This is a genomic window from Sedimenticola selenatireducens (assembly GCF_007625115.1).
In the GTDB taxonomy this organism is placed as follows: domain Bacteria; phylum Pseudomonadota; class Gammaproteobacteria; order Chromatiales; family Chromatiaceae; genus Sedimenticola; species Sedimenticola selenatireducens_A.
Window position 1 is genome coordinate 1 of record NZ_VMNH01000007.1, and the last position, 18,979, is coordinate 18,979.

The 18,979-nt window shown below is 48.8% G+C and carries 19 protein-coding genes and 1 tRNA gene; 13 read left to right on the top strand and 7 right to left on the bottom strand.

Annotation, left to right across the window (positions count from 1 at the left end):
• Nucleotides 1-336 precede the first annotated feature (336 nt).
• The 5 genes from FHP88_RS07180 (at nucleotide 337) to FHP88_RS07200 (ending at nucleotide 5,691) form a co-directional block, all read left to right on the top strand.
• Nucleotides 337-1,221 carry an AEC family transporter gene (locus FHP88_RS07180; protein ID WP_260843194.1) on the top strand — a complete coding sequence of 295 codons (885 nt, stop codon included), beginning with the start codon at nucleotides 337-339 and terminating at the stop codon, nucleotides 1,219-1,221.
• A 93-nt stretch (nucleotides 1,222-1,314) separates the two neighbouring features.
• Nucleotides 1,315-1,575, top strand: coding sequence for a DUF5062 family protein (locus FHP88_RS07185; protein WP_144358359.1), 261 nt, complete (start codon nucleotides 1,315-1,317; stop codon nucleotides 1,573-1,575).
• Between the two features lie 66 nt (nucleotides 1,576-1,641).
• Nucleotides 1,642-2,694, top strand: coding sequence for an aldo/keto reductase (locus tag FHP88_RS07190; protein ID WP_144358360.1), 1,053 nt, complete (start codon nucleotides 1,642-1,644; stop codon nucleotides 2,692-2,694).
• A 188-nt stretch (nucleotides 2,695-2,882) separates the two neighbouring features.
• Nucleotides 2,883-5,042, top strand: a complete 2,160-nt coding sequence (locus tag FHP88_RS07195) for a YgiQ family radical SAM protein (RefSeq protein WP_144358361.1) — start codon at nucleotides 2,883-2,885, stop codon at nucleotides 5,040-5,042.
• Nucleotides 5,043-5,235: 193 nt separating this feature from the next.
• Nucleotides 5,236-5,691, top strand: a complete 456-nt coding sequence (locus FHP88_RS07200) for a CreA family protein (protein WP_144358362.1) — start codon at nucleotides 5,236-5,238, stop codon at nucleotides 5,689-5,691.
• A gap of 123 nt (nucleotides 5,692-5,814) precedes the next feature.
• On the opposite strand, the gene FHP88_RS07205 is transcribed toward FHP88_RS07200, so the two are convergent.
• The 3 genes from FHP88_RS07205 to FHP88_RS07215 all read right to left on the bottom strand — a co-directional run bounded on the left by FHP88_RS07205 (nucleotide 5,815) and on the right by FHP88_RS07215 (nucleotide 8,110).
• Nucleotides 5,815-6,399: a hypothetical protein gene (locus tag FHP88_RS07205; protein WP_144358363.1), complete on the bottom strand. Its 585-nt coding sequence runs from the start codon at nucleotides 6,397-6,399 to the stop codon at nucleotides 5,815-5,817.
• A gap of 11 nt (nucleotides 6,400-6,410) precedes the next feature.
• Nucleotides 6,411-7,022, bottom strand: coding sequence for a hypothetical protein (locus FHP88_RS07210; protein ID WP_260843195.1), 612 nt, complete (start codon nucleotides 7,020-7,022; stop codon nucleotides 6,411-6,413).
• Between the two features lie 191 nt (nucleotides 7,023-7,213).
• A complete protein-coding gene (locus FHP88_RS07215; RefSeq protein ID WP_144358364.1) occupies nucleotides 7,214-8,110 on the bottom strand; it encodes a DUF2167 domain-containing protein in 897 nt (298 codons plus the stop codon).
• 139 nt (nucleotides 8,111-8,249) lie between these two features.
• Between FHP88_RS07215 and FHP88_RS07220 the strand changes: the two genes are divergently transcribed.
• Together FHP88_RS07220 and FHP88_RS19485 are read left to right on the top strand one after the other, a co-directional pair.
• Nucleotides 8,250-8,489 carry a type II toxin-antitoxin system ParD family antitoxin gene (locus tag FHP88_RS07220; RefSeq protein WP_144358365.1) on the top strand — a complete coding sequence of 80 codons (240 nt, stop codon included), beginning with the start codon at nucleotides 8,250-8,252 and terminating at the stop codon, nucleotides 8,487-8,489.
• A gap of 94 nt (nucleotides 8,490-8,583) precedes the next feature.
• The gene (locus tag FHP88_RS19485; RefSeq protein ID WP_420492995.1) at nucleotides 8,584-8,781 is read left to right on the top strand and encodes a type II toxin-antitoxin system RelE/ParE family toxin; all 198 of its coding nucleotides are present in this window, start codon (nucleotides 8,584-8,586) and stop codon (nucleotides 8,779-8,781) included.
• 256 nt (nucleotides 8,782-9,037) lie between these two features.
• Here FHP88_RS19485 and FHP88_RS07230 read toward each other — a convergent pair whose 3' ends face one another.
• Both FHP88_RS07230 and FHP88_RS07235 read right to left on the bottom strand, forming a co-directional pair.
• The gene (locus FHP88_RS07230) at nucleotides 9,038-9,661 is read right to left on the bottom strand and encodes a class I SAM-dependent methyltransferase (protein WP_144358366.1); all 624 of its coding nucleotides are present in this window, start codon (nucleotides 9,659-9,661) and stop codon (nucleotides 9,038-9,040) included.
• A gap of 178 nt (nucleotides 9,662-9,839) precedes the next feature.
• On the bottom strand, nucleotides 9,840-11,285 hold the full coding sequence (locus FHP88_RS07235; RefSeq protein ID WP_144358367.1) for a helix-turn-helix domain-containing protein: 1,446 nt from the start codon (nucleotides 11,283-11,285) through the stop codon (nucleotides 9,840-9,842).
• Nucleotides 11,286-11,508: 223 nt separating this feature from the next.
• On the opposite strand from FHP88_RS07235, the gene thrC reads away from it, so the two are divergent.
• From thrC to FHP88_RS07260, 5 genes are all read left to right on the top strand, one after another.
• Nucleotides 11,509-12,891 carry a threonine synthase gene (gene thrC / locus FHP88_RS07240; protein ID WP_144358368.1) on the top strand — a complete coding sequence of 461 codons (1,383 nt, stop codon included), beginning with the start codon at nucleotides 11,509-11,511 and terminating at the stop codon, nucleotides 12,889-12,891.
• Nucleotides 12,892-12,987: 96 nt separating this feature from the next.
• On the top strand, nucleotides 12,988-14,532 hold the full coding sequence (locus FHP88_RS07245) for an alpha-isopropylmalate synthase regulatory domain-containing protein (protein WP_144358369.1): 1,545 nt from the start codon (nucleotides 12,988-12,990) through the stop codon (nucleotides 14,530-14,532).
• Nucleotides 14,533-14,599: 67 nt separating this feature from the next.
• Nucleotides 14,600-15,658: a methyltransferase domain-containing protein gene (locus FHP88_RS07250; RefSeq protein ID WP_144358370.1), complete on the top strand. Its 1,059-nt coding sequence runs from the start codon at nucleotides 14,600-14,602 to the stop codon at nucleotides 15,656-15,658.
• A 169-nt stretch (nucleotides 15,659-15,827) separates the two neighbouring features.
• A complete protein-coding gene (locus FHP88_RS07255) occupies nucleotides 15,828-16,298 on the top strand; it encodes a hypothetical protein (RefSeq protein ID WP_144358371.1) in 471 nt (156 codons plus the stop codon).
• Nucleotides 16,299-16,423: 125 nt separating this feature from the next.
• On the top strand, nucleotides 16,424-17,284 hold the full coding sequence (locus FHP88_RS07260) for an HDOD domain-containing protein (protein WP_144358372.1): 861 nt from the start codon (nucleotides 16,424-16,426) through the stop codon (nucleotides 17,282-17,284).
• A gap of 54 nt (nucleotides 17,285-17,338) precedes the next feature.
• Here FHP88_RS07260 and FHP88_RS07265 read toward each other — a convergent pair.
• Nucleotides 17,339-17,414: transfer RNA gene (locus FHP88_RS07265), tRNA-Gly, on the bottom strand.
• An 84-nt stretch (nucleotides 17,415-17,498) separates the two neighbouring features.
• On the bottom strand, nucleotides 17,499-18,296 hold the full coding sequence (locus tag FHP88_RS07270) for a TSUP family transporter (RefSeq protein WP_144358373.1): 798 nt from the start codon (nucleotides 18,294-18,296) through the stop codon (nucleotides 17,499-17,501).
• Nucleotides 18,297-18,491: 195 nt separating this feature from the next.
• Between FHP88_RS07270 and FHP88_RS07275 the strand changes: the two genes are divergently transcribed.
• Entirely contained in the window at nucleotides 18,492-18,974 is a 483-nt protein-coding gene (locus FHP88_RS07275; RefSeq protein ID WP_144358374.1) for an asparaginase, read from the top strand.
• Nucleotides 18,975-18,979 lie beyond the last annotated feature (5 nt).

Below are 18,979 nucleotides of genomic sequence, written 5' to 3' on the forward strand. Positions count from 1 at the left end.
GGGTGGGTTAGCGTCTTTTGCGTAACCCACCAAGCGTTGCGCAGCAACACAAGTCGTTTGTTTAAGGTGTGCCTGACGGCACGGCTGGTGGGTTACGGCGCAAACAACGCGCCTAACCCGCCCTACATTGGACGCGATTCTGCTTAAGTAAGTGCCATTCGATGTTGGACCTTCTCGCGGCCCCTGATTGGGCTGCAATTCAGACCTGCTATATATAGGGTTATCGAAGCTGAGTAAATACCAGTCAATTTTCACCCGTTGTGCGGCTGGTTTTTCTGCTATCAACCATGGATACTAGCGGCCTAATTAATGGGTTGCGATCAGGTTAATCATTCAATGCAGCAGATATTCAGTATCATCTTCCCCATCTTTGCCATCGTACTGGTGGGTTATCTGTATGGCAGGCGACATGCGCCGGATATGGCGGCGGCCAATCAGCTCAATCTGGATATCTTTGTGCCAGCGCTCATCTTTCATGTGCTCTCCAAGAAGAGCTTTGAACTGGGTGCCTACCAGGAACTGGCGCTTGCAGCACTGATTATCGTGATGGGTTCAGGTGTCTTGGCTTGGGGTGTGGCCCGTCTGATGAAGTTTGAAACCAAGACCTTTGTGCCACCGATGATGTTTTCCAACTCGGGTAATATGGGATTGCCTTTGGCGCTGTTTGCCTTTGGTGAGGCGGCTCTCCCTGCTGCAGTAGTGTTATTCATTGTGGAGAATACGCTGCACTTCAGCGTCGGTATGAAGATGATGGACTCGCGCACTTCAATGCTGGGCATTCTGCGAATACCGATGGTGATTGCAACGATAGTCGGTATCGCCTTCAGTTTGACGGGATGGGTGCTGCCGGAGGTGTTATCCGTCTCGATCGAGATGGTAGGGCAGGTAGCAATCCCCTTGATGCTCTTTTCGTTAGGCGTGCGTCTGACGGGTATTGATCTGCGGGACTGGCGGATTGGTGTGGTCGGTGCCATCGTCTGCCCTGCAACGGGGTTGATCATCGCGCTGATGATCACTCCGTTTCTCGATCTTCCGCCGCTGCAATACGGACAACTGCTGATCTTTAGTGTGTTGCCGCCAGCGGTTCTTAATTTCATGATCGCAGAAAAATACAATCAAGAGCCACGGAAAGTGGCCTCGATTGTCATGATGGGTAATCTGGGCAGTGTGCTGATTATACCCCTGGCGCTGGCCTACATCCTTGCGCAGAATGGGGCGTGAGTAACAGTTAATTCATCTGTGTAAGAATAAATCTTTACTGTCGTGTACGCTGTTGATGTAACCTGAATAGAATCAGTCTGGGATGATGACAGTATGAAAAAGATCAAACATGAGAAAGAATTGCTTAAAGAAGCGCTCCGGGTTGGAATGATCTATGCGGAAAAACGGGGTGCCGCCGAGTTTGAAAAGACCGACTCCCAACAACTCAAAGTAGAGTTTGTTTATAAACTGCTGGTTCATGACAAGGTGATTCAGCCGCTTGCAAAAGATCAGCTCAGTGATTCCAGCATGCGTCATAAACTGGCGATCTGGATTTCGCATCAACTGCCAAAAGATCATCCTTTGAATCAATAGCGTAAAAGAGGGGTGTTTGGGTCAGTGGTCCGCATTAACCCTCTGTTCAAATAGCAGGTAATCGGTATGAAGTATTCTAAGCTTGGTAGCAGTGGTCTCTCTGTTTCACGAATTTGCCTGGGCACCATGACTTGGGGAACCCAGAACAGTCAGCAGGATGCCAACGAGCAGATCGAATATGCCCTGAGCCAGGGAATAAACTTTATGGATACGGCGGAGATGTATGCAGTACCTCCGACGGCCGAAACCTATGGTTCAACAGAAACAATCATCGGTCACTGGATAGCGGCCAACCCCTCTCGACGGGATGAGTTTATTCTCACCACCAAGATTGCTGGCAATGGCCTGAAATACATCCGACAAGGCGGAGATATTACAGGTGAGTCAATAATTTCGTCCGTCGATGCCTCCCTTAAACGACTACAGACTGACTATATCGATTTGTACCAGTTGCACTGGCCTAATCGTACCTCTCCGCATTTTGCCAAACATCATCCCGGTAAACTGAAGTTTACGGATGTTGATATAACGGCACAGTCTGCACAGATGTTGGAAATACTGCAGGCGCTGGATGAGTGTGTTAAAGCGGGGAAGATTCGCCACTTCGGACTTTCTGATGACACCCCGTGGGGTATAAACGAATATATCCGGCTCAGTGAAAAGCATAACTTGGTGAGAGTGACCTCGATTCAAAATGAGTTCAGCTTGCTGCACAGCAAAGATTGGCCCTATCTGATCGAGAACTGTGTTAACGCTGACATTGCCTATTTGCCCTGGTCGCCTCTAGCGGGTGGCGCATTAACGGGAAAATATATTGATGGTCTTCGCCCATCAGGTTCCCGCTGGAGTACACTGCAACGCAATGGCCTGTTCCGTGATACAGCGCAAACCAACGCCGCGATTAAGGCCTATGTGGAAGTCGCTGAAAAGCATGGCCTTACCCCCGCTCAGTTGGCTTTAGCCTGGTGTAATCAGGTAGATGGCGTCACTTCAACCATCATTGGTGCCACCTCAATGGATCAATTGCGGGAAGATATTTCTGCTTTCGAATTATCGCTCGGTGAATCTGTGTTGGAGGATATTGCTTCAGTACAGCAGCAATATCCGATGCCGTTTTAATCCCATTCGTTAAGATGAGGCTGGAGATTCCTCATTGTCACTGCCCCTTATAAAGCTTTGGCACTGCTAAAACGAGTGCATCTGCCGAAGTTTAACCCTGTATTTTATCAGGTCAAATGAACATCTGACTGCAAAGCAAGCGCTGACCCGGTATACTATTCCGTCAAGTTCTATTCGGGTTTATTTCCATGCAATCGGCTCCCAATCTTTTCTCTCATCGTCAGTTCTGGGCCAAGCGGTTCGGCACGGCTCCGGTTCTTCCCATGTCCAGGCAAGAGATGGATGCGCTTGGCTGGGATAGCTGTGATGTGATTTTGGTGACGGGCGATGCCTATGTCGATCACCCCAGTTTTGGTATGGCGTTGATTGGCCGGTTGCTGGAGTCTCACGGTTTTCGAGTCGGCATCATCGCACAACCTGACTGGCGTTCGACGGAAGATTTCCAGCGCCTTGGGAAGCCCAATCTCTATTTTGGTATTACCGCCGGTAATATGGATTCGATGGTCAACCGCTATACGTCTGATCGGAAGATTCGCTCCAATGATGCCTATACGCCGAATGGAGAGGGCGGAAAGCGACCCGACCGTTCCGTAGTCGTGTATGCCCAGCGAGCCCGTGAAGCGTTTAAAGGTGTGCCGATTATCATTGGTGGTATTGAGGCCAGTCTGCGCCGAATAGCGCACTACGATTACTGGTCGGATAAAGTACGTCGCTCCATTCTGCCTGATTCGAAAGCAGATCTGCTGATGTTTGGTAATGCCGAACGGGCGATTGTTGAAGTGACGCACCGGTTGGCACAAGGTGAACCGATCAGTGATATCACGGACGTTCGTGGTACCGGGTTTATGCGGCAGGGATTACCAGAAGGCTGGCTTGAAATCGACTCAAGCGAAGTGGACGAACCCGGAAAGATCGATCCCAAAATCTCGCCCTATCAGGAAGAACCTGCGTGTGAGACCACGCCGGATAGTACGCCGGCCAATGTGGTCACCTTTCATCATCGGCCCAAAAAAGCGGACCGTTCACATGCAGTGGTACGCATTCCCTCCTATGATCAGGTTCTGTCCGACCCGGTGTTATATGCCCATGCCTCCCGTGTCTTTCATTTGGAGACTAATCCGGGAAATGCCCGTGCCCTGATCCAGCAGCATGGCAAACGGGATGTCTGGCTTAATCCACCACCCATTCCGCTCGAAACTGACGAGATGGATCGACTCTACGAGTTTCCCTATACCCGTTCACCCCATCCCGCCTATGGTGATGCGAAGAATCCCGCCTGGGAGATGATCCGTTTCTCCATCCCCATCATGCGTGGCTGTTTTGGCGGTTGTACCTTCTGCTCGATTACTGAACATGAGGGGCGGATTATCCAGAATCGTTCCCATGAATCGGTTATACGTGAAATCGAGACTATCCGGGATACAGTGCCTGATTTCACGGGCACCATTTCTGATCTGGGTGGACCCACCTCCAACATGTATAAGATGCGTTGCGAGAGTGAAAAGATTGAATCCGCTTGTCGTCGACTCTCTTGCGTCTTTCCTGATGTCTGCAAACATATGCAGACCGATCACAGTTCATTGACCCAGCTCTATCGCAAGGCAAGGGCAGTAAAAGGCGTAAAGCGGGTGTTGATTGCCTCTGGTCTGCGTTATGACTTGGCGGTGCGCGATCCTGAGTACATCAAAGAGTTGGTGACCCATCATGTGGGTGGCTATCTGAAGATTGCCCCCGAGCATACCGAAGAGGGTCCACTGGACAAGATGATGAAACCGGGGATCGGTACCTATGACCGCTTCAAGAAGTTGTTTGAAAAATATTCCAAAGAGGCGGGGAAAGAGCAGTACCTGATTCCCTATTTCATCGCAGCGCATCCGGGTACGTCGGATAAGGATATGTTGCATCTTGCGCTCTGGTTGAAAGAGAACGGCTTCAGGCCGGATCAAGTGCAGGCGTTTCTACCGACACCGCTGGCCATTGCTTCGGCGATGTATCACACACAACGCAATCCACTGAAAAAGATCAAGCGGGATTCAGAGCAGGTTTCGATACCCAAGGGTGGACGACAACGTCGCATTCATAAAGCGTTTCTGCGTTATCACGATCCAGAAAACTGGCCGCTGTTACGAGAAGCCCTGAAGCAGATGGGTCGCGCTGATTTGATTGGAAACGGCAAGCGGCATCTGGTCCCAACCTGGCAACCTGCCGGTACAGGTGGTAAGGCAACATCTTCAGCCAAGGCAAAGGTGGGATCAGTAAAGCGTCCACAAAAGAGCAGGCCTTCGCAAGGTGTAAAAGCCAAGGCCAAATCACCCGCACGCAACAGATCAGGACAACGAAAAAAGTAGAGCCGATGTATTAGGTGATTGAGTTTCTGGTAGGTTGGGCTGAACGAAGTGATGCCCAACATAGTTAACCAAATTTTATGGCATTATGATGTCCGCTCAAACATCTAATCCCACATGCTCGCATGAAACCTGATGTAGTGAATAATAGCGTACACTTCGCATACTCTTTGAACTCTATACAAGCCAATATCCCATGCGCCCAATCATACTGTTTTTCTCACTCCTCATTGTCTCGTACACCGCCCATGCTGAAAGCATCGGCTGTGTATCAACGGTTTTTAAATTGATTGGCCCGAATGACAAGATCTGCATAGATTCATTCAACGACCCGGCGGTAGCGGGCGTAGTCTGTCATGTCAGTCGTGCCAAGACGGGTGGGGTCTCAGGAGCGATCGGGTTGGCGGAGGACACTTCGGATGCCTCGATCGCCTGTCGACAGATCGGACCCATCACCATCAAGCGAGAGATCAAGGATGGCGAGAGTGTCTTTAAAGAGAGTCGCTCCTGGCTCTTCAAAAAACTACAAGTTGTGCGTTTCTATGATAAGCCAAATAACACCCTCATTTATCTGACCTATTCTGATCGTGTTATCGAGGGTTCACCGAAGAATTCTATTTCAACAGTACCGATTATGCCGTGGGGAAAGTAATAAATTGGGGTAGGGTGGTTTGAGTGTGGCAATATTGTTGTAGGTTGGGCTGAGCGAAGTGATGCCCAACGTCTAGTCAAAGCCGTTGGGCTTCGTTGCACTCACCCCAACCTACGTGCCGTTTTAACGCGCCAGTACAGTCTGGAAATCTTTGTCGTCGAAAAGTTTTTCCACTAGTGCCTTATAGAGTGAACTGTATTGGTTCATTGCCTCTGGTATAGCAATGGCCCCTATAAAGGAAGATTCCCAACTGGAATCGACCGACAACGTTTTTTCAAAGACACGAGAGCCGGTTTTATCCACAGTAAAGATGGCGGCCAGTCTTGCTGTTCCCGTTCCTATTGCGGCATCTACATGGTTATCAGAAAGTTGTGCTTCGATTTGTATCGGAGACTTTTCATCATAAAGACCAGCTGCTTTCAGTTCTACAATGACTACCTCTCTAAGTTGTTGGGAAAAGCTTCCATCAGCACCATGAATAGATGAGCCGCGAAGTCCACCGACCGTTTTATCCAGCGTTGGATTGAGTTCTGGTGCAAGTCCAAATTTACCAACGTTAGAGGGTATCAGATTAGCTGTGCGGAGTTTTTCAACTGTACTTACACTTGCCGTTGGCGGTGGCATGGCAACGGTGGCACAACCCGTCAGGCTGATGCCTAATATCACAAGTATAGAAAGGTGAAATGCACGTAAGAAATCTAATTTCATTTATAATAACCTCACTTAAATTCGTCGTCGAGAGAGAGGTCGTTCAGGACATTGCTCACAATTTGCCGAGTCATCGATGTAACCGCTACTTCAATGTTCTCAGCTTTGGTGGAGTTAGCGGGTGCCGCAGCGTTACCCACTGTTGTATGAATGGCGTGGCGGGCCTTTTTTACAATAGCTTGTCCAGATGCGTTCGGTATATAGCGTGCAATACAGACGTAACCATCGGTAACTTGTGATCCGGCTAATCCAAATGTAAACCCGGCAACAAAACCTTTGCTGAAAGCATCATCGGTTACGGGAATATTGTTCAATGTGATGCTTAACAGGGCACCTCCAGTAACAGGCCCTTCTGAAACTTCACTAAACAGGCCACTTGACGTGATCTGGTCCATGACTTTCACTTTCAAGAAGTCGGTTGCCTGAGCGTTCGCGACGCCTTTAGTTTGAAATTCAAACAATGCCTGGACTGGCCGTAACGGATCGGGTTTTTTAAAGTCAGATGCGCTGATTTCTCTCGTTGAACCGTCCACATACATGTTTGCACAACCAGTCAAGATAAAGAGACTTAGTAAGACAGCACCACGACAGGCAAAAGAGCCAAGTTTCACTATAGTATTCATGTAAAATTTTCCCCGAGTATGTTGTTAATATCCACTTGTTATTTTCTTGATGTTATAGGTCATACCTGAAGGGTATGGCATGATATAAGAGTTGAACCATTTGATGGGTGTCCATTTTATTCTCTCCATTTTATTCTTAGTAATCGTCCATAGTGAAGTACCGAAGGCATGTAACGATTTTGAGGGGCCTGTTATGCTTTGTTTCTTTTGAAGAACTTTGAAACTAATGCTCCCAATCCAACGAATATAAATACCCCAAATTTCTTTAAAAAAATTAATGCGGCAGCAAAAAAACCGGCTTTTGCGGCCACTTTACCTGCCACCAAAGCTCCTAATCCGTACGCAGCAACTTCATCAATATCTGGATTAAAGTCTTCGTATCGAGAGCCATCATCAAATTCTGCTAAAGCTAAAACACCGTCAATTTGAGCGTCAATGGTGTCCTTCTGATCCATTCCTGCGATGAAATTCAGGATAAGTACGCCCTTTCTTCCTAATACCCGAATGTTGTAGTTAAGAGTGTTAGTAGTTTGTTCGCCAAATTTTACTTCTTTTGCCCAGTGAAGTTTATGTGAGTGCGCGTCATAAAATGGTTCGGATGCCCAACCTACAAGCTCTATTGGTTGGTAGCCTTGTTCAATCCTTAGTTTGCTTGCTTCTTTAGCTTCTTTCTTCATTTGAGCTAGTAGCTCGTGATAATCAATGTCTTCAGCATCTTTATCAGATACGTATCCATCTTCGATATATTCGATTGTTACTGCCCAAGAATTGTCATCAAATGGGGTGAATTTAGAAGGTAGGAGCATGCCGAGCGTTTCTGAGCCAGCGCCTGGTGGGTTTCCCCACAGCTTTACTAGAATCGTTTCAGAATCATTAGGGCTTAGATAATAGAACTCGTCTGGGACTTGTAGAGTGGCAACGTCATTAGGAAGTTTGATTTTTCCTTTTTGCGGGGTAGTAGAATCCCATGCTGTCTTCATTTCAAGTATTAATTGTTTTTGCTCAGGTGTAATAGATGATTGATCTGAATAAGAAGTTGGTGCTGAAAAAAGCGAGATGAAAATTAGTGCTAATCGTATGTATTTCATATCCTTAATATTCCTTTGTCCTTGAATTTTGTTTATGAATAACGCCGTAAGCCGCCGCGCGGCTTTATCGCATCGGCCTGCCTTTCCTTGTTATGGGGATTTCGGCAGCATATACCAATATTTGGTACAGGAGGCACTCATGGCTAGAAATACCAGCATTACACTAGGCCCCCACTTTGACGATTTTATAGCTGTACAGCTTGAGAATGGCCGATATGGCTCCGCAAGCGAGGTGGTGCATGCCAGACTGCGCCTGCTTGAGGAAACGGAGAGTAAACTTGAACGGCTTCGACGCCTCTTGGACGAAGGCGAGCAAAGCGGAATTGCGGACTACTCTCTCGAAAGTGTTATTGCTGAACTGGATAACGATGCTCACTAATGCGCCCATTTCTGCTCACCGTCACTGCCCGAAAAGACATTATTGATATTGGCCGCTTTACCCCTGAAAAGTGGGGAAAGCGGCAGCGGAATAAATACTCAAGCAGCTTGATGATGCCTTCAAGGTGCTTGCTCGTCAGCCTGAAATGGGTCGCGAGGCCGAAGATATAAAGCCAGGATACAAAAAGTTTAGCCAAGGCAGTCATATCATCTTTCACCGAGCAGGTACGGAATCCAAGATCGTTGTGATCCGAATTCTCCATAATAGTATGAATGTGGATCGATACCTCTAAAACCCATACAGTTGATCATGCGGCTTCTATGCTGCCATAAGTGAGAAATGCAGCATGCTCGCTCGGTTAATTGAATTATGCGACTTATTGCGCTACGCATTATGTATCCGGTGTTTATGTTTCAGCGACTTGGAGAGAGGACTATGAAATGAGGTTTTCAGCATCCTGCCAAGTGGATATTCTTTAACTTCTCAGTAGGTTATCAGAGAATTTAATGTGGATGAACTATTTTCTTTGAGCTTTTTTGAAATTGTATTCAGTTCGGGTGATAGCCAAACACAAAATAGTTGAACTGCTGTACAGCGCCTGAGGGCGTGGTGTGTGCTTCCTGCTCGACATGTTTTAGCTTGAACAGGGGGCCGAGTTCGATGGTGATGCGCTGTGCGTCGTACTGGACAATATCGAGATTGCTGCACTTTTTTGGGCCTTTTGGTGAGAAGGCGGCCAGGATGAGTGTGCCCTCTGGCGCAAGCGTGTTTTTAAGATTGCGGATATAGGCGTCCCGATCACGCGGTTCAGTGAGGAAGTGGAACACCGCTCGGTCATGCCAGAGTTGTACCGGATGATTGAGTTTGAAAGCGGTGGCATCTGCAACCAGCCACTCGACCTGTTCTGCGGCATCACCCAGACGCTGTTGAGTAATATCAAGCGCTGCTTGTGCAATATCTAACACGGTTATCTTTTGATATCCCGCATTCAGGAGATGGTCGATCAGTCGGGAAGCGCCACCGCCGACATCAATGATCGCTTGATCTTTGCTGATTCCGGAGTCCCTTATCAAGGCCAATGATCTTGTCGGTTCGGGTTGAAACCAGCTCACATCATCCGATGACTTGGTGCTGTAGATCTTTTCCCAGTGGGTTTTGCGGTCATGATTCATAGCGGCTTCTATAGGTTAAGTTCATCGCGGGATCTTTTTTACGGGGTCGGAGTCAGTCTGCTTTCTTTCGTTCACTATTACTAGGCTGATTAAGTATTCAATCTGATCCATGGGTTCGGACTGACTCCGACCCCCTTATGTTTTTTAGGCTGACTTTGACCTCTGCATGACTCTTTCGTCAACTCCCTTCTTCTTCTGAGCCTTCGAACGAGTAGGGGAAAGCGCTACGCGAATTTTCATCAATACTAATGCGGCGTGATAGCGGCGGGAAGGCCCGTTGTGGACAGTCGCGTCGTTCGCAGACCCGGCAGCTCACGCCGATGGGTTCGACGGCATCTGTGCTTTCCAGATCAAGACCGGTCGAGTAGATCAGTTTACTGGCGTGTTTTATTTCGCAGCCCAAGCCTATCGAAAATTTACGTTGCGGATGCAGATAGCTGGTGCCAGTCTCATGGACCGTTCTTGCCAGGCAGAGATAGGTTTTGCCATCCGGCATCCTGGCCAGCTGGCGCAGAATGGTTCCGGGCGATGAGAATGCCTCATGTACATTCCACAACGGACAGACGCCACCCAGTCGGGCAAAATGGAAACTGGTGGCGCTCTGGCGTTTGGAAATGTTGCCGGCCATGTCGACACGTACAAAATAGAAGGGCACGCCTTTGTCGCCCGGCCGCTGCATGGTGCTGAGACGGTGACACACCTGTTCAAAACTGGTGCCGTAGAGTCCGCTCAAGCAACCGATGTCATAACGCAGTCTTTTGGCGTTACTGAGGAACTGGGAGTAGGGCATGAGCAGAGCGCCGGCAAAGTAGTTTGCCAGACCCACTCGGCAGATGGCCTGGGCCTGAGAGCTGACGAGTTCTGCATCCTGCAACTCTTGCTCAATCAAGTCTGGGAATACCAGTAGGGCAATCTGATGGGCGATATGAAATGCGCGTCGTGCTGGTGAAGAGGGCTTGGATACATAAAGGATCTTGTTTTCTGCATCAAACTGTTTCTGTATCGAGCGTTTCTCTTCAAAGCTGTTCAGCTTCACCTTGATGTCATAGTTCTGTTTTAGGAAATCGGTCAGCCGTTGTTCCAGTTCATCGACGTTGAAGTCCTGTTTAATGAACAGGGATTCGGCGGCGTGATCCAAAGACTCAATGTGATTGTTGCGACGGTAGAAGAAGTCCCGTACCTCTTCATAGGGGAACTGCGCGCCATGTAGTGCCTTGATGCGCTCTTCGCCGGCAATGGATTCAGACAGGGTTTGATGATCCACCTGAAGTCGCTGGTAGGCGCGGAACAGCTGCAGGAAGCGATCGGCAAGCCGGGGAGAGGTGGAAACGACCTCGCGCAGTTCATGGATCGGTATGTCGGTGCCGCGGAAGAGGGGGTCGTTGAGCGACTCCCTGAGTTGATTGGCACGCCGATCTTCGTCTTCGGCCCAATCGGTAAAATCGATATTAAGCGCCAGTTCCAGCTTGGTCAGAATACGCTTGTTGAGCGGCCGAGCATCGTTCTCGATCTGATTCAGGTAACTGGGGGAGATGGCCATTTTCTCGGCCAGTGAGGCCTGTGTAAGACCTCTTCTGTCCCGTAGTTTTCTGATTCGACTACCCAGGTTGGTCAGCTTTGTCATCGAACTTGTACTCTCTGAATATGCTTATTTGCAAATATAGTTGCATAAAAATACATAACAAACAGGATCTTATGGTATAAATTGCTAATAGGCAATACGGCTTGTAAATATTTGCAGTAGATGGTTTTTGTTTGCCGGTTTGAATCTGAATCTGTGTGGAACACTGGTATACTGCAACGCTGTGAAATTTTTCAATGATATTTAGGATCGAGGGCGAGCAACAATGCGCTATGTGAGTACCCGTGGTGGCATCGAGCCGGTGAGCTTTTCTCAAGCAGTAATGATGGGCCTGGCGACCGACGGGGGTTTGCTGTTGCCTGAGTCTTTTCCTCAGATTGATGAGGCCACGCTTAAACAGTGGGCAGGGCTCTCTTTTATAGAGCTGGCTGTTGAGGTGATGTACCCCTTTGTGGGTGAAGATATTTCGCGCCAGGAGCTGGTTGATCTGGTCGAGCGCTCTTATGCCAGTTTTACTCACCCCGAGGTTACCCCGGTGGTGGAATTGGGCCCATTGAAGATTCTTGAGCTGTTTCATGGACCTACTGCGGCATTTAAAGATGTTGCATTGCAGTTTCTCGGTAATCTGTTTGAGCTGTTGTTGGAACGCAGTGGTGGTCGACTGAATATTCTTGGGGCGACCTCCGGCGATACCGGTTCAGCCGCGATTTACGGTGTGCGCGGTCAGGAGCGGATTGATATCTTTATTCTGCATCCGAAAGGTCGTGTTTCGCCTATTCAAGAGCGGCAGATGACTACGGTGCTGGATGCCAATGTGCATAACATTGCTATCACCGGTACCTTTGATGATGGGCAGCGGATTGTAAAAGCGCTGTTCAATGATCTTGAATTCAAAAGTGAATATACCCTGGGCGCTGTCAATTCGATTAACTGGGCGCGTATTCTGGCCCAGGTGGTCTACTACTTCTATGCTTGGGGACGGGTGAGTGGTGGTGACGTCAATCACCCTGTGACATTCTCTGTGCCGACCGGGAACTTTGGCGATATTTTTGCCGGCTATGTTGCCAAACGCATGGGGCTGCCGATTGAGCGCCTGATTCTCGCTACCAATCGCAACGATATTCTGAGTCGCTTCGTGAATAGCGGAGTCTATTCGACCGGCACCGTACATCCGACGATCAGTCCTTCCATGGATATCCAGATATCATCCAACTTTGAGCGTTATCTTTACTATTTGATGGATGAAAATCCTGCCGCGGTGAAGGCGCTGATGGAACAGATGAATAGTGAAGGCCGGTTGGAAGTACCCGAAGAGAAGCGGGTTGAGGTCAATCGCCTGTTCTATGCTGCCGCCGTGAGTGAAGAGGAGACGCAGTCGCAGATTCGTGAGACCTATGAACAGACCGGCTATATCCTGGATCCGCATACAGCGGTAGGCGTTCATGCTGCCAGGGCATTCCCGGGTGCAGTTTGTCTTGCAACAGCGCATCCCGCCAAGTTTGGTGCGGCGGTAAAAGAGGCTATTGGTGTAGAGTCTGAACCACCACCATCACTTCAGGGTTTGATGGAAAAAGAGGCCCGCTGTGCGGTGCTGGATGCAGACGCGGCCGTCATCAAAGCGTATATGAAGTCAACACTTGCCAATTAAAGCAAGGTTTTATAAATAAGTACCTTCAGATCGGCCGTTTGCCCGGCCGGTCTTTTTTTGCGGACAGTAACACCTGACAGACAAGCGAAGAGAGCCATGGCAAAAGAGCCCAGACAAATCAAGATAGTCGATACCACCCTGCGGGATGGCGAACAGACCCAGGGGGTTTCGTTCTCTCCTGAAGAGAAGTTGAATATTGCCAAGGCGCTACTGGAACTGCTCAAGGTAGATCGTATTGAGGTGGCCTCTGCGCGTATTTCTGAAGGTGAGAAAGCGGCTGTTGCAGAGATTATCAACTGGGCAAAAACCGTGGGTCTGGCAGACCGGGTTGAGGTGCTGGGATTTGTTGATTACAAGCGCAGTGTCGACTGGATCAGAGAGGCGGGCGGTCGCGTTATCAATCTGTTGGCCAAGGGTAGTGAGAATCATTGTGTTAACCAACTGAAAAAGACCCTGACGCAACATGTCGGTGATATCAAAAAGACCATCAACTATGCCCATAAGCAGGGTATGAAGGTCAATATCTATCTGGAAGATTGGTCCAATGGTTATCGGGATAATCCCGACTATGTCTATGATCTGATGTCACGTCTACAGGATCTGGATATCGAACATTTCATGCTGCCAGATACTTTGGGTGTGCTGACGCCGGATGAAGTGTTTAATGATCTGACGGACATGATCGCGCGCTTTCCTGACTGTCAGTTCGATTTCCACCCACACAACGATTATGGCCTGGGCACGGCCAATGCGGTGATGGCGGTGAAGGCCGGCGTCGCCTCGGTACACTGTACTTTGAACTGTCTGGGTGAGCGGGCGGGTAATGCGTCACTGGCCGAGGTTGCGGTTAATTTAAAAGATCAGATGGGTATCAAGCTATCCATTAAAGAGTCTCACCTGGTACTGCTCAGCCAGATGGTTGAGAACTTCTCTGGCAAGCGTGTGTCGGATAATGCACCCATTATTGGTGCCGATGTGTTCACTCAGACCAGCGGTATTCATGCCGACGGTGACAAGAAGGGTGGCCTGTATCAGACCAAGCTGACACCGGAGCGTTTCTCACGTCGCCGCAGTTATGCGCTGGGCAAGATGAGTGGCAAGGCATCGCTACAGAAAAACCTGGAGAAGATGGATATTTCGCTCTCTCCTGAAAATATGGAGAAGGTGCTGAAGCGGGTTGTGGAGCTGGGTGATGAGAAAAAGGCGATCACCTCGGATGATCTTCCCTTTATCATCGCCGAAGTGCTGGAGAGCAAGGATTACCACCATATAGAACTGATCAACTGTTCAATTACTTCAGGTCTTGATCTGGAGTCAACGGCCAGTATCCGGGTCATGATTGAGGGCGAAGAGATACGTTCGGCCGGGATAGGAAATGGCGGATTTGATGCGTTCATGAATGCCATTGGCAAGGTGTTAAAAAAATATGATGTGGTGTTACCCCGCCTGGTGGATTTTGAGGTACGTATTCCACGGGGTGGCAAGACCAATGCACTGACCGAGGCGACGATTGCCTGGGATGTAGAGGGTCGCAGCTACAACACCCGTGGTATTCATTCCAATCAGGTGTTTGCGGCGATCAGTGCCACCATGCGCATGTTGAATATCTTGTTGCATCGTAAAGAGAAAAAGCGGTCGTAGATCAATCTAAAATCTTCGCCCGGAATAGCCACGGGTGATTGAGCCAAAGGGATAATAAGAGGTTGTGATGAAAGAGTCAGTCAAAGAGTATTACGGTAAGATTCTGCAACACTCCAATGATCTTCAAACCAATGCTTGTTGCACGACCGATGCCAGCACACCGGATTTTCTCAAGAAGGCCATGGCCAACATCCATGATGAGGTTGCAGCCCGTTATTATGGTTGTGGACTTGTGCGTCCTGAAGTGTTGGAGGGAATGCGAATTCTTGATCTGGGCAGTGGCTCGGGTCGGGACTGTTACCTGTTGGCTCAATTGGTTGGCGAGAAGGGTTATGTACTCGGCGTCGATATGACCGATGAGCAGTTGGAAGTGGCCAATCGACATATCGAGTGGCATCGCGAACGTTTTGGCTTCGCCCGGTCCAATGTTGAATTCCGCAAGGGCTATATCGAGCAGCTCGATGAACTGGGGCTGGAAGAAGGCAGTTTCGATATTATTGTCTCCAACTGTGTGATCAACCTCTCTCCTGATAAGGAAGCGGTGCTGCGTGAGGCCTATCGCCTGCTGAAGCCCGGTGGTGAACTCTACTTTTCGGATGTCTATTCTGATCGACGCGTCCCGGCTGAATTGCTTAATGACCAAGTGCTTTATGGGGAGTGCCTCAGTGGTGCCCTTTACTGGAATGATTTTCAGAATCTGGCCAAGAAAGCGGGTTTTCTTGATCCTCGATTAGTGGAAGATCACCCGATTGCTATCGGTAATGATGCGATACACGCAAAGATTGGACATATTCACTTCTTCTCGGCGACCTACCGCTTGTTCAAACTGGAGGGGCTGGAGAGTCATTGCGAAGACTACGGGCAAGCCGTGATTTACAAGGGTGGTATCACCAACAATGCGCAACGGTTTGAGTTGGATAAGCACCACCTGATTGAAAAAGGGAAGATGTTTCCCGTTTGTGGCAATACTTACCGCATGCTAAATGAGACCCGTTTTGCCAAGTTCTTTGACTTCTTTGGCTCGCAGGACACGCACTTCGGCATCTTTGATGGATGTGGTACCAGCCTGCCCTTTGATGCAGATGTCGGAGGGTCTTCCGCCCCGCAAAACACGGGTTGCTGCTGAGATCGCTTTAATATTTATCCTGTAACCGGCAAGCGAACACCTCCAAAGCGGTATTAAACGTCCTTTGCCCAGCCCATTTACCCATTGGTGAGCTAAAATCATATCTAAAGATTAGAATTTGGCTGTCGATAAATCCTCAATAAGCCTGTATTCGTGTGGAGATCGCTAAATGGATAAAATGCGCAAACTGTTGGAATCTGTAGATGCCTGTGCAGACCGGCTGGAAGCATTGAATACCCGTTTTTCCAATCTCGCGAGTGACTCAACCCGTGAAAGCGTTGAGGCTTGGCGAAGGGTAAAAGAGCAGGTTGAATTTGATCAAACGGTCGAGAAAAAAGAGGTGGGTTCTGGGCCTGATGTGAAATCGATAGCGGTAGAGTTACTGGAAAAACAGGGCCATAGTCTCGAAGATGTCATTGATATCCTGATGAGTGATCATAATATCGAGGTCACTATAGACGGCTTGGCACAGACGATCGGAAAACAGGCCTATATTGCCGCCTTACGGAAAGATGCTAGCGATCTTTTGGGTAACGCCATTTCCTATGCTCAGATTGCCAGCCTTTGGAATGATCTTGATCGTCCAGCGTTTGGTGGGGAAAGCTGGACAGCTCGAAGTGTCTCAATCCTGGTAGAATAGAGTCCCGATGGGTCTATGATCACTGCTTTCTATACGAAGTATAGGAAGTGGGATCGGTTTGGCGAATTAATTGATAACTATCCCTATAATTAACGGGTTCTATTCCTACACTTTGTGGTTGCTGCATGAGTTCCAGTGACAATCCTAAATTCGATATGAAGGCCTTCGCCAATACACTGGTGGAGGATATCGAGAAAAATCGCATTCGTTTGCCAACGCTACCGGCCATCTCCCTCGAGGCCTTGTTGGTGGTCAACGATGCGGGTAGTTCGATGGCGGATGTTGCCAAAATCATCAGTAAAGATACCTCCATGGCTGCGCGGCTGGTTCGCTATGCGAACAGTCCGCTTTATCATGGTGTTACACCTGTCAGTAGCGTGAAGGCAGCCATTACGAGAATTGGCTTTGACGCAGTCAAAAACGCCATACTCAGCCTGGCAATGCGGGATGTATTCACTACCTCATTCCGGCCAATTCAGGACCGTATGGAAGCCCTGTGGCAGCATAGCGTAGATGTGGCGACCAGGGCGACTCAATTAGTGGCTCATTTTCCGCATCTTAATAAGGATGAGGCGATGCTGGCTGGACTTATCCATGACGTGGGAACTATCCCGATATTAATTAAGGCTACCGAGTATCCGGTATTGCTGGAAAAAGAGGGTAATCTGGATAAGGTGATTGATAAGCTCCACATGCCGGTAGGTAAATTTTTACTCTCCCGCTGGAATTTTGATCCTCAACTGGTGGAAGTCGCTTCAAGCCACGATAAGCTCGATCGGGTACCGAAAGGGGATCAAGTGGATTATGTTGATATCATCCAGGTGGCCAATATCCTCAGTCATCAGAGTTCATCGGAAAGTCGCTGGTCCGATCTGGATATCCGTAAAAATGCATCCTGTAAACGGGTGGGTATTGATCTGATACTCGGTCTTGGGGATATCGAGGATGATGAATCACACTCTCAATTCAGCACGATGTTAAGCTGAACAATGCAGATAAAAAAGGCCCGGAACCTTGAGGTTCCGGGCCTTTTTCGTATTTGGAGCGGGAAACGAGATTCGAACTCGCGACCCCAACCTTGGCAAGGTTGTGCTCTACCAGCTGAGCTATTCCCGCATCAATTGAAGGCCGGTATTCTATTGTTTATCTCCAGCATGTCAAGTCTTAAATGTGTAAAACCACCCTCGCATTTGGGCTGATTTACCCCGGCAGACCACTCCATTGAAGTAGCTCTGGATGGTTACTCAAAAACAGTTTTATGCTGATTAGAATTGAGACAATTACGATCATCGGCCTTACCAGATTGGCTCCGCGACGCAGTACTAAGCGTGCGCCAATCCTTGCGCCAATCAGTTGCCCAATGCCCATGGTAAGACCGATACTCCAAACTACATAGCCACTGATTGCAAAGAAGCAGAGAGAGGCAATATTGCTGGTAAGATTCAGAATCTTGGTATGTGCCGTCGCCTTGGTCAGACCATAACCGAGGAGACTGACAAACCCGATCGCAAAAAATGAGCCAGCACCTGGCCCAAAAAAACCATCGTAAAATCCAATGCCGAAGCCAATGCTCAATGAGAACAGCAGGCTAGAGATTCGCGCTGGATGCTGTTCATCGCTGATGCGGGGAGACAGTAAAAAGTAGAGTGCAATGGCAATCATTAGCAGCGGAATGATGCTTGCGAGATAGTCGGTACTGATATTTTGAACGGTGAGTGTGCCAAGCGCTGACCCTACGAAGGTACAGCCCACCATGAAACGGATCTCTTTGAGTGATACCAAGCCGTTATGGATGAAATAGAGGCTCGAAGAGAAGGTACCAAAAGATCCCTGCAATTTGTTGGTGGCCAGTGCTTGAATAGGGGGTAGGCCCGTGGCCAGGAGCACTGGAAGGGCAATCAGTCCACCGCCCCCGGCAATCGCATCGACCATGCCGGCAACCAGACCTGTTATGAACAGGAGTGTTAGAATATCAAGTGATAGCTGAAGTTCTGGCATGGTGGGAATCTAGTAAGAGTGCAATTGGGTCGTGTCAGCTGTTTCTGGCCTCCACGATACAGACTGCATGTTAGCTGAGATCGTGCAGCGGGCATATAGGTGTACCATTATCAGCATGTTTTTGAACGTTCACTTAATGGTTGAACATACCCAGTAAGCAGCTGGATCCACCCAATCCAAGAGGATAAAGAGCGCATGAAAATCAAAATTTATACAACCGGTGGTACGATTGACAAAATTTATTTTGATCAGAAGAGTGAATTCCAGGTAGGGGAGCCGCAGATTGCAGAGGTGCTGCGGGAGGCCAATATTACGTTTGAGTTTGAAGTTGAATCAATCATGCGTAAAGACAGTCTGGAGATGACGGATGCCGATCGTCAACTGATTGCGGAGAAGATTCGCAATGACTTGGCCGATCGAATCATTCTGACCCATGGTACCGATACCATGGTGGAAACTGCACGAGCCCTGGTTGGCATTCAGGGTAAGACCATCGTATTGACTGGCTCTATGCAGCCGGCACGATTACGTATCAGTGATGCCATATTCAATATTGGCTATGCGGTTGCTGCGGCACAGATGATGGGGCCGGGAATTTATGTGGCCATGAATGGCCAGGTGTTTGATCCATTACATGCGCGCAAGAATGTCGCCTGTCATCGGTTTGAAGTGATCTGATCGTT